This is a genomic window from Mesorhizobium sp. B3-1-8, assembly GCF_006439495.1.
Taxonomy (GTDB): domain Bacteria; phylum Pseudomonadota; class Alphaproteobacteria; order Rhizobiales; family Rhizobiaceae; genus Mesorhizobium.
The window spans coordinates 42029-56990 of the sequence record NZ_VFTK01000006.1; the positions used below are offsets into that span (position 1 = coordinate 42029).

11 protein-coding genes, 1 pseudogene and 1 riboswitch are annotated in these 14962 nt (G+C 65.3%); of the genes and pseudogenes, 7 read left to right on the forward strand and 5 right to left on the reverse strand.

The features are described from left to right. Positions 1-52: 52 nt before the first annotated feature. The 3 genes from FJ424_RS07500 to FJ424_RS07510 form a co-directional block, all read right to left on the reverse strand. The gene (locus FJ424_RS07500; RefSeq protein ID WP_281405429.1) at positions 53-3157 is read right to left on the reverse strand and encodes an efflux RND transporter permease subunit; all 3105 of its coding nucleotides are present in this window, start codon (positions 3155-3157) and stop codon (positions 53-55) included. Positions 3158-3275: 118 nt separating this feature from the next. Then, positions 3276-4850 carry an FAD-dependent monooxygenase gene (locus tag FJ424_RS07505; RefSeq protein WP_140656946.1) on the reverse strand — a complete coding sequence of 525 codons (1575 nt, stop codon included), beginning with the start codon at positions 4848-4850 and terminating at the stop codon, positions 3276-3278. After that, the gene (locus tag FJ424_RS07510; protein ID WP_140656948.1) at positions 4847-6004 is read right to left on the reverse strand and encodes an efflux RND transporter periplasmic adaptor subunit; all 1158 of its coding nucleotides are present in this window, start codon (positions 6002-6004) and stop codon (positions 4847-4849) included. The genes FJ424_RS07505 and FJ424_RS07510 overlap by 4 nt, the downstream gene beginning before the upstream one ends. A 333-nt stretch (positions 6005-6337) precedes the next feature. Further along, positions 6338-6544: riboswitch (cobalamin riboswitch) on the forward strand. A 194-nt stretch (positions 6545-6738) separates the two neighbouring features. On the opposite strand from FJ424_RS07510, the gene FJ424_RS07515 reads away from it, so the two are divergent. From FJ424_RS07515 to FJ424_RS07530, 4 genes are all read left to right on the forward strand, one after another. Further along, on the forward strand, positions 6739-7122 hold the full coding sequence (locus FJ424_RS07515) for a DUF1636 family protein (RefSeq protein ID WP_246677173.1): 384 nt from the start codon (positions 6739-6741) through the stop codon (positions 7120-7122). Continuing rightward, a complete protein-coding gene (locus FJ424_RS07520; protein WP_140656952.1) occupies positions 7119-7907 on the forward strand; it encodes an ABC transporter ATP-binding protein in 789 nt (262 codons plus the stop codon). Before FJ424_RS07515 ends, FJ424_RS07520 begins: the two co-directional genes overlap by 4 nt. A 32-nt stretch (positions 7908-7939) precedes the next feature. After that, positions 7940-8884, forward strand: a complete 945-nt coding sequence (locus FJ424_RS07525) for an ABC transporter substrate-binding protein (protein ID WP_140656954.1) — start codon at positions 7940-7942, stop codon at positions 8882-8884. 352 nt (positions 8885-9236) lie between these two features. Further along, the gene (locus FJ424_RS07530; RefSeq protein WP_140657026.1) at positions 9237-10223 is read left to right on the forward strand and encodes an iron ABC transporter permease; all 987 of its coding nucleotides are present in this window, start codon (positions 9237-9239) and stop codon (positions 10221-10223) included. Between the two features lie 7 nt (positions 10224-10230). Here FJ424_RS07530 and FJ424_RS07535 read toward each other — a convergent pair. Next, positions 10231-10408 (reverse strand): annotated as a pseudogene (locus FJ424_RS07535) (phosphatidate cytidylyltransferase); the annotation flags it as partial. Positions 10409-10540: 132 nt separating this feature from the next. Between FJ424_RS07535 and FJ424_RS07540 the strand changes: the two are divergent. The 3 genes from FJ424_RS07540 (at position 10541) to FJ424_RS07550 (ending at position 14213) form a co-directional block, all read left to right on the forward strand. Continuing rightward, positions 10541-11020 carry a MarR family transcriptional regulator gene (locus FJ424_RS07540; protein ID WP_140656956.1) on the forward strand — a complete coding sequence of 160 codons (480 nt, stop codon included), beginning with the start codon at positions 10541-10543 and terminating at the stop codon, positions 11018-11020. Continuing rightward, entirely contained in the window at positions 11017-12267 is a 1251-nt protein-coding gene (locus FJ424_RS07545; RefSeq protein WP_140656958.1) for an HlyD family secretion protein, read from the forward strand. The genes FJ424_RS07540 and FJ424_RS07545 overlap by 4 nt, the downstream gene beginning before the upstream one ends. Before the next feature lie 413 nt (positions 12268-12680). Beyond that, positions 12681-14213: a DHA2 family efflux MFS transporter permease subunit gene (locus tag FJ424_RS07550; protein ID WP_140656960.1), complete on the forward strand. Its 1533-nt coding sequence runs from the start codon at positions 12681-12683 to the stop codon at positions 14211-14213. A gap of 27 nt (positions 14214-14240) precedes the next feature. Here the strand turns inward: FJ424_RS07550 and FJ424_RS07555 are convergent, their stop codons facing one another. Further along, on the reverse strand, positions 14241-14747 hold the full coding sequence (locus tag FJ424_RS07555) for a CAP domain-containing protein (protein WP_140656963.1): 507 nt from the start codon (positions 14745-14747) through the stop codon (positions 14241-14243). Positions 14748-14962: the final 215 nt, after the last annotated feature.

The window sequence follows — 14962 nt, forward strand, 5'->3', positions numbered from 1 at the left end:
TTGGGATGCGGCCACGGCGGCGTCGCCGCCGTGGCTTGCCGTGCCTCGCCGCTCAGGCGGCGATGGCCTGCGGTTCGGCGGTGGCGGTGACCGGCTCGGTCCCTGCCGCGGCGTGTTCCGGCACCTTGATGCGGAACCAGGCGACGTAGAGCGTCGGCAGGAAAACCAGCGTCAGCACGGTCGCCACCATCAGGCCGCCCATCACCGCATAGGCCATCGGTCCCCAGAACACGGTCGGCGCGATCGGGATCATGCCGAGGATGGCTGCTGCCGCCGTCAGCAGGATCGGCCGCAGCCGGTGCGTGGTGGCGCTGATCACCGCCGCCCACGGCTCCTCGCCGGCGGCGATATGCTGGTCGATCTGCGCGATCAGGATGACCGAGTTGCGGATCACCATGCCGATCAGCGACATCACGCCGAGGATGGCGACAAAGCCCATCGGAGCCCCTGACAGAAGCAGCGCGCCGGCGACGCCGACGATGGCCAGCGGAGCGGTGAGCAGCACCAGCACCAAGCGCTGGAAGCTCATCAGCTGGATCATCAGCACCGTAGCCATGATAAACAGCATCAGCGGAAAGACCACGAAGATGCTGGCCTGCGCCTTGGCGCTGTCCTCGATGACGCCACCCTGCTCGACGCCGTAGCGCGCCGGCAGCTCGGCCTTAAACGTGGCGATCGCCTTCTCCAGCCGCTTCGACACGATGGTGGCGTTCTCGCCCGTCGCGACGTCGGCCTGCACGGTCACGGTCGGCAGGCGGCCTCGACGCCAGATCAGCGGCGGCTCGGTCTGGTAGCTGAGATTCGCCACCTGTTCGAGCGGCACGCGCCGTCCGCCGGAGGCGCTGATCGTCAGGCCGCGCAGCGTGTCGATGCTGGCGCGTTCCGAATCCACGGCGCGGGCGACGATGTCGACGAGATAGGTGTCGTCGCGCATTTCGGTGATCTTCGAGCCGGACAGGATCGCGTTGATCGTCTCCGACAGCTGCTGCGAGGAGATGCCCAGCGCACGCGCCCGGTCCTGGTCGACCTCGACCTTGATGACCTTGGCCGGCTCGTTCCAGTCGTAGTTGATGTTGCGGACCGCTGCGTCGCTGCCGAGCACCTGCGCGAACTGCTGCGCGAGACCGCGCGTCTTGTCCGGGTCTGGACCGCTGACACGGAACTTCAGCGGCCAGCCGACCGGCGGGCCAAGTTCCAGCGGCGTGACGCGGGCCATGACGTCGTCGAAGCCGGTCGACAGCTCCTTCTCCAGACGGTCGATGACCGCTTGGCGCACGGCATGACCCTTGGTCACCACCACCGCCTGGGCGAAAAAGTCGTTGGCCAGCTGCGCGTCGAGCGGCAGGTAGAAGCGCACCGCGCCCTGGCCGACATAGAAGCTCCAATGGTCGATGTCAGGATCGGAAGCGAGCAGCTTCTCGACGCGCTCGACGACCGCGTCCGTCGCCTGGATCGAGGCGGTGCGCGGCAGTGTGAGATCGAGCATGACTTCCGGCCGGTCCGACTTCGGGAAGAACTCCTGGCCGACGAAGCCCATGGCAACGACCGAGAGCGCGAACAGCCCGGCGGTCGCCGACAGCACCAGCCACTTCGCCCGCATCGCGGTTTCGAGCAGCACCTGGAAGCCACGGGCAATGCGCGACGGCTGGTGGCTGCCGCCATGTCCCTTGATGCGGTCCGGCAGAATGAAGACGCCGGTTAGCGGCGTGAACAGCACCGCGACGACCCAGGAGACGACGAGCGCGATGGCGACGACCGCAAACAGCGAGAAGCAGTATTCGCCGGCGCCGCTCTTGGCGAAGCCGACCGGCACGAAGCCGGCGATCGTCACCACCGTGCCGGTCAGCATCGGGAAGGCAGTCGAGGTATAGGCATAGGTGGCGGCCGAGATCTTATCGTAGCCTTCCTCCATGCGGGCGATCATCATCTCGACCGCGATCATCGCATCGTCGACCAGCAGGCCGAGCGCGATGATCAGCGCGCCGAGCGAGATACGCTGCAGCGATATGCCGAAATACTGCATGGTGACGAAGGTGATCGCCAGCACCAGCGGGATGGCAACCGCCACGACGACGCCGGGGCGCCAGCCAAGCGCCAGCAGTGACACGGCAAGCACGATGGCGATCGCTTCGCCGAGGCTCTTGGTGAATTCGCCGACGGATTCTTCCACGACATGCGACTGGTCCGCGACCATGCCGAGCTCGGCGCCGAGCGGCAGCTCGGCCTCCATCTCATGCATCTTCTCCTTGACGTTTTCGCCCAATGCCAGCGCGTCGCCGCCTGCCGTCATCGAGACGGCGATGCCGACCGCTGGCTTGCCGTTGAAGCGGAACATCGGCTGCGGCGGGTCGGAATCGGCGCGCTTGACCTCGGCGACGTCGCCCAACCGGAAGTAATGGCCGTTGGCGTAGAAGTTGATCGCCTTCAGGCTCTCTTCCGACGTGAAGGAACCGGACACGCGGATGGCGATGCGCTCGGGACCGGCGTCGACCGTGCCGCTCGGCGTCAGCGCGTTCTGCGCCTGCAACGCCTGCGTCAGCGTGCCGACGTCGAGGCCGAGCGCCGCCACCTTCTGGGTCGAGAATTCGAGATAGATCTTCTCGTCCTGCTGGCCGATCAGGTCGACCTTGGCGACGTCCTTCACCGTGAGCAGCCCGGCGCGCAGGCTGGTCGCCATATCCTTCAGCTCGCGATGGCTGAGGCTGTCGGAGGTGAGCGCGTAGATCAGCGAATAGGTGTCGCCGAACTCGTCGTTGAAGAACGGGCCTTGCACCCCTGACGGCAGCGTCGGCTTGATGTCGTCTAGCTTCTTGCGCACCTGGTACCAGAGCGGCTGCACCTCGTCGCCGGCAACAGTGTCCTTCAGGTTGACGAAGACGATGGATTCGCCCGGCTTGGTGTAGCTCTTGACGTAGTCGAGATCGGGCAGTTCCTCGAGCTTCTTCTCGATGCGGTCGGTGATCTGTTCGACCGTGTCGCTGGTGCTGGCGCCTGGCCACATCGTCTTCACCACCATGGTCTTGATGATGAAGGGCGGGTCCTCCTCGCGGCCGAGACCGCGATAGGCGTAGAGGCCGGCGAGTGCGGCCGCGATCATCAGGTAGACGATGAAGCTGCGGTGGCGCAGCGCCCATTCGGAAAGATTGAAGCTGGTCATGATGCAAAGCCCTTTCAGCGCGCGCGAAGGCGCGTTCCGCCGGCTTCTGCCGGCTGGCGAAAACAAGTGATGGTTTGGGTCCGGTCAGCGCCCGCCATTTGGCGGGCGCCGCGGCAAGTCAGGCCAGGCTGTGCATGGTGCCCGGTACACGGTATGGCGCCCGCTCGGCCGTCCTTGGTTTGATGGCGAGGCCGGCGAGGTAGCGCTGGAAGCTCGCCGCCTCCTGCACCGGCGAGGCGAGCGCGACATGCCCGTCCGGCCTCACCAGATAGGCGGCGTCGCGCTGCAAGGCGGCTTTCGCGGCGGTCTCCGACCAGGCGAAGCCGTGAACCGGAATGCCGGTCGATGCCAGCATGGCCCGGAATTCCGCATTGACCTCGCCATAGACATGCACCTGCCAGTCCAGCGAGCGCAGCGGCTCGAAATTGTCGCTGCTTGGCATCGGCACATAGGGCAGGCGGTCGCCGCCGCTGATCTTTCCCGCTGTGCCCGAGCTGATCGGGCCGGCGCGGTACTGGATCGCCGCCTGCGAGATGACGCCGAAGAAGGCGCGCGAGCCGTATGACGTGTGCAGCGCGATGTTCAGGATTTTCGGCATCAGATAGCGCCGGAACAGGCCGACGAGCCGCGAGCGGCTCGTGGCGATGCGGAACGCCTGGTCCGTGCTCTCGATCAGTCTGTGGGCGAAGGCGATGCGCTCCGGCTCATAGCTGTCGAGCAGGCGCGGATCGGCGCGGCCCTGGACGACGGCAGCGAGCTTCCAGGCAAGGTTCACCGCATCGCCCATGCCGGTGTTCATCCCCTGTCCGCCGGCCGGGCTGTGGATGTGGCCAGCGTCGCCGCAGAGGAACACACGGCCGACGCGAAAATTCTCGGCAACGCGATGATGGACCCGGTAGGTCGAGAACCAGTTGACCTCGTCGACCGTTACGCCGGTGTCGCGCTCGACGTCGGCGCGAATCGCCTCGAAGCTGATCGTCTCGTCCGCCTCATGCGCCTTCGGCACGATGCCGATCAGCCGGATCGAACCCGACTGCCGGACCGGCATGACGATGGCAAAACCGTAGGTGCTGATGGTCGTGTCCATGCCGTTGCGGGTGATGTCGCCACGGCCTTTCACGTCGACGACGTAGAAGGACTGTTCGTAGGCGCCGCCAGGAAAGCCGATATTCAGCCCGTGGCGCACTGTGCTGTGGGCGCCGTCGCAACCGGCGAGGTAGTCGGCGACGACGGTTTCCGTCTGGCCTTCCTTGCTCAGCGTCGCGATGACCGCGTGGCCCTTGTCCTGGAAAGCGATGAGCTCCGTGCCGCGCTCCACCTCGACGCCGGCGCGCTCCAGATGCGTGATCAGCACGCGCTCGTGGATGTCCTGCGGCAGCGCGAAGGCGAAGGAATAGGGGCTGATGCCGCGGCCGAAATCGGCGAGCGGGAGTCTCGCGGCGACGCCTGCCGGCGTGTGCACGGTGAGCTGTTCGATCTTCACGCCCGCTGCAAGCACGTCGTCGACGATGCCGATCTGACGGTGGAATTCCAGCGTGCGCGCCTGGACGGCCAGCGCGCGCGAGGTTTCGCCGGGAGCGGCAGCCTTGTCGAAGATGCGCACCGGAACGCCGAGCTTGGTCAACCAGAGCGCGAGCGTCAGCCCGGTCGGGCCGGCGCCGGCGATGAGGACCTTGGTCTTTGACATGGTCATTTTCCTTCTCCCTCAACGATACGGACTTTTTCGTGTTCCCGCAGCCGGTTTACGCCGGCAGTGACGACCCGGTCGCCCTTGGTGAGCCCGGCACTGACGACTACGCGGTCAGTCTCGTAGCGGGCGATGGTGACCGGCTTGAGCTCGACAGCCGACGAGGCCGACACCACCCAGACGGCGGGCTTGCCTTCCTTGTCGAACAGCGCGCTGCCCGGCAGCAGCACGACAGGAGCGCCGGCGATCTCGACGCGGCCGGCGACACTTGCGCCGAAGCGCATCTCGTCAGGCGCATTCTCGAGCGAAACCTTCACCTGGAAGGTGCGGGTGGCGGCGTCGGCCATCGGCGCTATCTCGCGCACAGTGCCGGCGGTCGAGACCGCCGGATTGCTGAGCAGCGAGACGGTGACGGTGGGTATCTTTCGACCGCGCCGGGCGCTGGTAAAGGCCGCTTCCGCGATAGAGAACACCGCGTCGCGGCTCTCCGGATCGGCGACGCGTACCACCATCTGCCCAACATTGACCGATTGGCCGGCCTCGGCGCCGGTGGCGGTGACGATGCCGTCGAATTCGGCCCGGAGCTCGGTGTAACCGAGCTGGTCCTTGGCCATCGCGAAGGCGATGTTCGCCGATTTCAGCTTGGCCTCGGCCGAGCGCAGATTCTTTAGCGTCGCGTCATGGTTGGCGCGTGTCGTGAAACCCTTGGCGAGCAGCGCGCTGATACGCGCTTCGGCGGCGCTGGCTTCCACCAGCACGGCCTCGGCCGCTGTCACATCGGCTTCCGCGCTGGCCAGCCGGTTTCGATAATCCTGGTCGTCGACCCGGGCGAGCACCTCGCCCTTCTTCACCGTGGCGCCGACCTCGGCGGTGCGCCGGATGAGCTTGCCGGAAACGCGAAAACCGAGATCGCTCTCCAGCCTCGGCTTGATCTCGCCGATAGCGACGCGGTTATCCGCGACGGGTTCCGGCGAGACCGAAACTGCCTTGACCAGCTTGGTTTCGGGCGTGCCCGGCGCGACGTTCGATGCTTCGCTTCTGGCGCCGTGCCAGACCATCACGGCACCGCAAGCGAGCGCGGCGATGGAGCCGGCGACAAGGCGGCGCCTGAGCGGCTTGTTGTGCCCAAGAGGACTGTTGTGAAAACGTGCGGCAATCATGTTGTCTCCATGCCCAAGGTTGCGGCCGCGCTTGGGAGGACGCGGCGGCCGGGAAACTGCGTTGGCTGGCAGGGGATCAAGGCGTTGCAACCTGTCTTTCGCCAGCCCGATCTTTTTGCGATTTCGGCTCCGGCAAATCCCGAACGGTTTCTGAAAATTTTCCGATGTTTGGGTGAGACGGCGCGAGGAGGGATTGACTGCTACGCAATCGTTGATATGTAACGTTATTACATATCTAAACGAGAATCGAACCACGAATGCATTTCTCCAGGCAGGTCGCTTCACGCGGTGATGAACGCGCGCAGAAACCGTTGCGACTCGCGCGCGGACAACCTACGATGGCTGCGTCATGGTCCCCGAGCCGCAAGGCGAGGGGTGAAAAGGGAACACGGTGAGATCCGGTCTGGATCGAACCCGTGGCTGCCCCCGCAACTGTGAGCGGCGAGCTCCATCCGAAACGCCACTGGCCGGCAAGGCTGGGAAGGCGGATGGCGCAACGACCCGCGAGCCAGGAGACCTGCCATCGACATGAGTTGACCGGACGGGGTGTGCCGGGAGGAGACGCGGGCACCGGTCTTGTCGGCCGGCTCGTCCAGCATCCTTCCGTCGCCATTTTGGAAAGTGACGGAATGTTGGACGCATCGAGAGCAATTCCAGGAAAAGTGTGTAGCGGTTTTCCGTCTGGTATTGCGTCAAAACAAAGAGATAGAGCGGTTCGCCGTTTCCGTGAAACGGTGAACCGCTCGAGCCATCACATCATCGTCTGTTCGCTGTGTCGCGATACCGTGACCGGGCTGAGGTCCGGCGAGGGTTTGTGCGTCGACCTGCGCTCCAGGCTTTCCTTGCAGCCGGCGCCTTCCTTTGTCATCGAGACCATCGACTGCATGGCGGGTTGCGCGCGGCCGCTCACCGTGGCCTTCATGGCGCAAGGCAAAGCCACCTATCTCTTCGGTTCCATCGACAGGGGCACCGACGCCGGAGCGCTGGTCGAATTTGCCAGGCTCTATGCCTCGCTGCCCGACGGCTGGTGCAATTCCGGCCAGCGCCCGGCAAGGCTCGCCGGCAAGATACTGGCGCGCATCCCCGCCGCGGGTAAGGCCAGGAAGCAAGTCCGGTGAGCGTGCCCCTGCTTGAAGCCCGCGATCTGGGCGCCATGGCAAACGGCCGGACGCTGGTCGAGGATGTCAGCCTGTCGCTGGCGGCGGGTGAGCGCCTCGCCATCATCGGCCCGAACGGCGCCGGCAAGACGACTCTGCTGCGCATGTTGTGCGGGGCGTTGTCGCCGAGCCACGGCGAGGTTCGCCTGGCCGGGCGCCGGCTGGACAGGATCACCGCCGCCGAGCGGGCGCTCAGCATCGCCGTCGTTGGCCAGACGGACCAGCCGGATCCACGGCTGGCGCTCATCGACTATGTCGAGCTTGGCCGCGTCCCGCATGCCGGCCTGAGGCGCCGGCACGACGACCGCGACATCGTCGTCGAAGCACTGCGCCGGACCGGGCTCTTGCCACTGCTCGCGCGCAGCATCGGCTCGCTCTCCGGCGGCGAGCGCCAGCGCGCGCAGCTCGCCCGTGCCATCGCGCAAGAGCCGAAGATCCTGTTCCTCGACGAGCCGACCAACCACCTTGACCCGCGCGCCCGCGCAGAACTGCTCGAACTGGTGGCCGAATTCAGCATGACCGTGGTCGCCGTGCTGCACGATCTCGCCTTGGTGGCGCCCTTCGCCACCAACGTCGCGGTGATGAGCAACGCCCGGCTGCACGCGCTGGCACCGCCGCGCGAGGCGCTGGCGCAGCCGCATATCCGCGAGGTTTTCGGCATCGACGTGCTGCGCCTGCGGCACCCGACCGAGGACCGCGAGCTCACCGTCTTCGAGCTGCCCACGCGCGCTTCCTCGCCATCCTGAACCTGTCCAACCCAAACAAGGAGCACCATCCCGTGAAACGCCCTTTGTCGTTTGCCTTCTCGCTTCTCGCCTCGGCCGCCTTCGCCTTCCCGGTCACCGTCGACAGCTGCGGCAAGCCGCTCACCTTCGATGCACCGCCAAAACGCGCCGTCATCCAGGACCTCAACATGGCCGAGATGGCCTTCGCGCTGAAGCTGCAGCCGTCGATCGTCGGGCTTACCGGCATCACCGGCTGGTACAAGGTCGGCCCCGAGTTCAAGGCGGAGCAAGGCTCCATCCCGGAGCTGGCGCCAAAATATCCGACGCTGGAAAACCTCGTCGCCGTGCAGCCGGATTTCTTCTTCGCCGGCTGGTATTACGGCATGAAGCCGGGCGGCGAGGTCACGCCCGACACGCTCGCCCCGCACGGCATCAAGACGCTGGTGCTGACCGAAAGCTGCGTCCATCTCGACAAGAACCGGCCCGTCGCCTCGATGGACTTGCTCTATGGCGACGTCGAGAAGCTCGGCAAGATCTTCGGCAAGGAGACGGAGGCCGAAAAGCTGGTCGCCGGCTGGAAGGCCGAGCTTGCCGATATCACCGCCAAGGTCGGCGACCGCAAGGGCACGCGCGTGTTCCTCTACGATTCCGGCGAGGACAAGCCCTTCACCGCCGGCAAGTTCGCCATTCCCAACGCCATGATCGCAGCCGCCGGCGGCGAAAACATCATGGCCGACATGGAGACGAGCTGGGGCAACACCGACTGGGAGACGGTCGCCTCGCGCAATCCGCAGTTCCTTATCCTGCTCGATTACCAGGATGGCGGCGGCTACAGGAAGCTGCTCGATTTCCTTAAAGTCCATCCGGCCATGAAGGAGACCGACGCTGTCAGGAACGAGCGCTTCGTCGCGCTGCGCTACGCCGAGCTGACGCCCGGACCCGCAAATATCGAGGCGATCGGCAAGATCGCCAGGGCCATGCATCCGGAAGCGTTTTAGGTTTGACGCACGGATGAGCCGGAGTGTTGCCGTTGATGGATAGCCTGCCTAGGAGAATGGCGAAAACGCTCCTCACTTCGTCATCCACGGGCGAAGCAAGGAGCGAAGCGACGCGGCGCAGACCCGAGGATCCATTCCGTGACTTTCGAGCGTTGCAACGGCGTAGAATTCTGCGCCGCCGCATTTCGCGAGCAAGCTCACGGCATGGATTCCAGGGTCTCCGTGACGGAGCTTCGCTCCTGCTTCGCCACGGAATGACGAAGTCGCGGATACCTCGGCTGATCCCGAACGCCAGTATCGCTGCGGCAGGTCCCGGACGGTGAACCTGCGCCATACCCCATTCTTCCTGGCCATGATGCTTGGCGCGGCGCTGCTGGTCGCGCTCGGGCTGCTTTCGATCGCCTATGGCTCGACGCTGATACCTCTGCGCCAGGTCGTCGGCGCGCTGGCGCATGCGGCCGGACTGGGCAGCCAGAGCCCATCCGGCCCGGTCGGCAGCATCGTCGTCGACCTGAGGCTGCCGCGCACGTTGCTGGCGATCGCCGTCGGCGCCGGCCTTGGCGTGGTCGGCGCGCTGCTACAGACGGTCACTCGCAACGACCTCGCCGATCCGTTCCTGTTTGGCCTCTCCTCGGGCGCGGCGGCCGGCGCGGTCTCCGTCATCACCGTATTCGGCGACACGTTCGGCGTCTGGACACTGCCGCTTGCCGCCTTCACCGGCGGCGTGCTGGCGGCGGGGATCGTGCTTCTGCTGGTGTCGCGGGTGAAGGGGCAGGGGCCTGAGCGACTGATCCTGGCCGGCCTCGCCGTCTCATTTCTGTTCACTGCCTTGACCAACTATCTCGTGTTCGCCGGCGACCAGCGCGCCGCCCATTCGGTGTTGTTCTGGACCATGGGCGGGCTCGGTCTTGCCCGCTGGGACAATATCGGCCTGGCGGCGCTTGGCGCCGGCATCATCCTCGCCTATGGCCTGCGGAACCACCGCCGCTTTGATGCTTTCCTCGCCGGCGAAAGCGCCGCCGAGAGCCTTGGCGTGCCGGTGGCGAGGATGCGCCGCGCGACATTCCTCGTCGCCGCCCTGGCGACCGCCATTCTCGTTGCCGTGGCCGGCGTCATCGGCTTCGTCGGCCTGATGATCCCGCATCTCAGCCGGCCGCTCTCCGGCCCCTTGCATCGCAACCTGGTCATCGCCTGCGCGCTGTTCGGCGCCATCCTGCTGTTGGCCAGCGATCTGCTGGCCCGCACGCTTTTGCCGCCGCAGGAACTGCCGATCGGCATCATCACCAGTTCGCTCGGCGCGTTCTTCGTCGTCACGTTGCTGATGCGTAACCGGCTCTGACCGGTAATTAGACCGTCCAGAAATAGCGCACGATGTGGAACAAGACCGGCGCAGCGAAGACCAGGCTGTCGGTGCGGTCGAGCATGCCGCCATGAACCTTCGATCAGGTAGCCCCGGTCCTTGACGCCCTGGTCGCGCTTGATCGCCGAGGCGACGAGTCCGCCGAGAAATCCCATCGTGCAGGCGACGAAGGCATCGGAGCTATCTTCACCGGACACTAACCATCGACGCATCGGGTGCCTGATATCTCGATTTGCCGGCTATCTGGCGCAAAGCATCCACTTGAATAGTAAGCACGCTTATTATATGTATCGCTCATGGTTTCAGATGGTATCGACAGATTGGGATTTTTGATCCACGACGTGCAGCGCCTGATGCGCAAGCGTTTCGAGGTGCGTGCCAGTGGGTTGGGTCTTTCCTCGGCGCAATGGCGGCTGATGGTGCGCGTTGCCAAGGAAGAAGGCATCACCCAGGCGCGGCTGGCTGAGCTGCTCGAAATCGAGCCGATCAGCGTCTCGCGCCTCGTCGATCGCATGGAGGAGGGCGGCTGGATCGAGCGCCGCCAGGATGCCACCGACCGGCGCGTGCGCATGATCTTCCCGACCGAGAAGGCGAGCGCCGCTTACGCCGATGTCAAAAGCCTTGCCGGCGAGGTCTATGAGGAGTCGTTGACCGGTGTTTCGCCTCAAGAGCGGCGCATCCTGGTCCGGGTATTGGACACGATCGTGCAGAACCTGACGGATGGCGAGGCATCGTCCCTCGAAAAGATAAAGAGCAGGGAAGGGGCGGCGGCATGAGCGCGGTAGCCAAGCGGGAAGACGACAACGTCACGAAACTGAGTGCGCCAGCACAGCCGGTCGCCAATGCGCCGGCACAGCCGGTCGCCAATGCGTCGGCGCAGCCGGTCGCCGAGGCCCCCGTACAGCCGGCTGCCGCTCCGGTCGCGGTCGCGCCTGCGCCGCAGCCGGCTCCGGCCGCGCCGAAGAAGAAGCGCCGTCTCGGCCGCTTCCTGTTGATGGTCGCCTTGCCGCTGGCCCTGCTCGTCGGCGGCGCGTATGTCTGGGTAACGGGCGGCCGCTATCAGGAAACCGAGAACGCCAATCTGCAGCAGGCCAGGATTTCGGTCGCCTCCGACACGGCCGGCCGCATCGTTCGGGTTGGTATCGCCGATAACCAACTGGTCAAGCAGGGCGACCTTCTCTTCGTCATCGATCCCGAGCCTTACAGGATCGCGCTCGCCCAGGCCAATGCGGCGGTCGCCGCCGCGCGCCTCAATGTCGAGCAGTTGCGCGCCGCTTACAGCCAGGCGACGGCGCAGGAAAGGTCCGCCTCCAGCGAAGTCGACTATGCGCAGTCGCAATATGGCCGCGCCGCCGATCTCGCGCAGAAGGGCATCAACGCCAAGTCCTCGCTCGACCAGGCCCGCAACGACCTCGACAAGGCCAAGCAGCAGTTGGCTGTCGCGCAACAGGGCATCGTCAGCGCCAAGGCGGCTCTCGGCGGCAATCCGGATATCGAGACCGACAAGCATCCGACCGTGATGGCGGCCTTGGCCGCGCGCGACAAGGCCGCCTACGATCTGGCGCAGACAACCGTGAAGGCGCCGGCCGACGGCGTCATCTACCAGGCCGCCTCCTTCAAGGTCGGCCAGTATGTCTCCGTCGGCACGCCGCTGTTCGCGCTGGTCGAGACCGGCGACACCTGGATCGACGCCAATTTCAAGGAGACCCAGCTCACCAACATGAAGCCGGGCCAGAAGGCCGAGATCGTCGTCGACACTTATCCGGGCCGCACCTTCGAGGCGATCGTCAAGGCGATCGGCGCCGGCACGGGCGCGGAGTTCTCGCTGCTGCCCGCGCAAAACGCCACCGGCAACTGGGTCAAGGTCACGCAGCGCATTCCCGTACGTCTGGAGTTGACCGATCCCGATGCCAAGATGGCGCTGCGCACCGGCATGAGCGCCACCGTTACCGTCGACACCGGCGTGGCGCGCGGCCTGCCGTCGATCTTCGGCCACGCCACGGCAGGGGAGCACGCGCAGTAACGACAGCGAGGTCCGTCGCGACGCGGCGCGGGCATTGAGGGGATTGGCCTGATGGGAGGAGTGACAAGGATCAGCGAGGCAAGCCGCATGGCGGCTGGTCCGAAAGCTGGGGCCTCGTCGCGGACCCGTCGGTCCTCAGGTTTCCGGGCGGCAGGCATCCGCTCCAACAGAGACTTTCGATCGATGTAACCCCCACATCGATAGTCGCGTCCCACCGCGATGAAGGTCTCTCAACGGAAGGCTTTGCCGCCCGGAAACCTAGAGCCGGATGATTTCAGGTCTGTTCGGCCTGAAATCTGAATCCGCCTCTAAATCAAAGAGATAGAGCATGATGTCGTCCGAAAACCGCTTCACACTTTTCGGCATCATGCTCTAGTGTACACGTTTTTGTTACCTGCTGGAAGTTCAGCATCATGAGCACGCCCGAAGCCTTCAAGGAAGTGCCGCATCGCGGACTGATCACGGTCGCGCTGATGCTGGCGACGATCATGCAGGCGCTCGACACCACGATCGCCAATGTCGCGCTGCCGACCATGACCGGCGACCTCGGCGCGTCGCCCGACAACATCAACTGGGTGCTGACCTCCTATATCGTGGCCGCGGCGATCATGACGCCGGTCACCGGCTGGCTTGCCGACCGGCTTGGCCGCAAGGAGCTGTTCCTCGCCTCCGTTGTCGGCTTCACCATCTTCTCCATGCTCTGCGGCCTTGCCTGGAGCCTCGAAACGATGGTGCTCTTCCGGCTGCTGCAGGGCGTGTTCGGCGCGGCCATCGTGCCGCTGTCGCAGACCTTCCTGCTCGACATCAACCCGAAGGAGCGCCATGGCCAGGCGATGGCGATCTGGGGCGCCGGCATCATGCTTGGGCCGATCCTGGGGCCGACGCTCGGCGGCTGGTTGACGGAAAACTTCAATTGGCGCTGGGTGTTCTTCATCAACCTGCCGGTCGGCATCCTCGCCTTCCTCGGCATGGCCGCCTATCTGCCCGTCGTCGCCAAGCGCATGCGCGGCTTCGACTTCTTCGGCTTCGCCATGCTGTCGATCGGCGTCGGCGCGCTGCAGCTTCTGCTCGACCGCGGCGGCGAGGTCGATTGGTTCAACTCCGCCGAGATCTGGATCGAGCTCGCTCTGTCGCTCACCGGCTTCTGGGTGTTCATCATCCACACGGTGACTTCAGAGCATCCCTTCATCGATCCAAAAATCTTCCTCGACCGCAATTTCGTGACCGGGCTGGGCTTCATCTTCGTCATGGGCGTGCTGATCCTGGCCTCGATGTCGCTGTTGCCGCCGATGCTTGCCAATATCTTCGGCTACCCGACCGTGACCATCGGCGTCGTGCTGGGTCCGCGCGGCATCGGCACGATGATTTCGATGCTGGTCGTCGGCCGCATCATGCACAGGATCGATGCCAGGGTCCTCGTCGCCATCGGCTTCCTGCTCACCGCGCAGTCGCTCTATACGATGGCGAGCTTCACGCCGCAGATGGACAATTGGCTGATCATCTCTTCGGGCGTCGTCCAGGGTCTCGGCATGGGCATGGTGTTCGTGCCGCTGTCGACGGTCGCCTTCGCCACGCTCGATGCGCGCTACCGCACCGACGCCACCTCGCTGTTCAGCCTGGTGCGCAATCTGGGCTCGTCCATCGGCGTATCGGTGGTCGCGGCGCTGATGGTGCGCAACACCCAGATCAACCACACCGAGCTTTCGGCCTTCATCAACCCGTACAACCCAAACCTGTGGGCCGCATCTCCGGCGGCGGCCGCCGGCGATCCCGCAGCGCTTTCGCAGGTCGACCGTGCCGTGAATGCCCAGGCGATGATGATCTCCTACATCAACGACTTCAAGATCCTGATGGTGATGACGTTGGCCGCCATTCCATTCGTCGTTCTGCTGCGCAAGCCCAGGGCCGCGCCCGTAGGCGGGGCGCCAGCGGCGCATATGGATTGATAAAGTCGCTGATCTAAGCCGGCCGCTTCAACGGCCCAGCACCAACGCCCAATAGCGCAGCGCCGGATCTCGGCCGTCGCGCACGTAAGCCAGCCCGAAACGGCTGAAGTCCGTATCGAGCATGTTGCGGCGGTGTCCGGCCGAATGTATCCAGATGTCGAACAGCTTCTCAAGGTCGAAACGGCCCTCGGCGATGTTTTCGGCTGCGGCGCCACGCACGCCATTGTCCTTCATGCGCGAGGCGAAATCCTTGCCCCAGCCGGTGGTGTGGCTCATGCGCTCGCGCGAGGCCATGTAGCCGGCCTGCTCCAGCGCCGCCTGCTCGAGTTGCGCGTCCGGCGTCAGCGCTGGCAGCCCGGCCGAGCTGCGGATACCGGCCAGTGTCGCCGTGGCGGACGAAGAGACGCCGGCGCCTTCGCCGGTCGGCACCGTGACGGTGCTGCAGGCGGCGATGCCGGCAAGCGCCGCCAGGCCGGCGGCTGCGAGCAGCGTGCGGCGGTTGAGATTGGGGAAGGCTGTGATCGAGGTGCTCATCCGGCCTCTGATACCGGCGATCATGGCTTTTGCCGGGCAGGCGATGAAAATCGCATGAGGCGGCGACTTTTCCCGGAAGATCGATTATGATGCGGTCGTTCTTGAAGTGGCAGCCACGGGCGGCCACCGCAGGCGGTGACCGACCCGCGCTGATCTGGCGCATGATTGCTTGGCGAGAACCTCCCGGTTTTCGGGCTCATGCTCTGACAAACGGA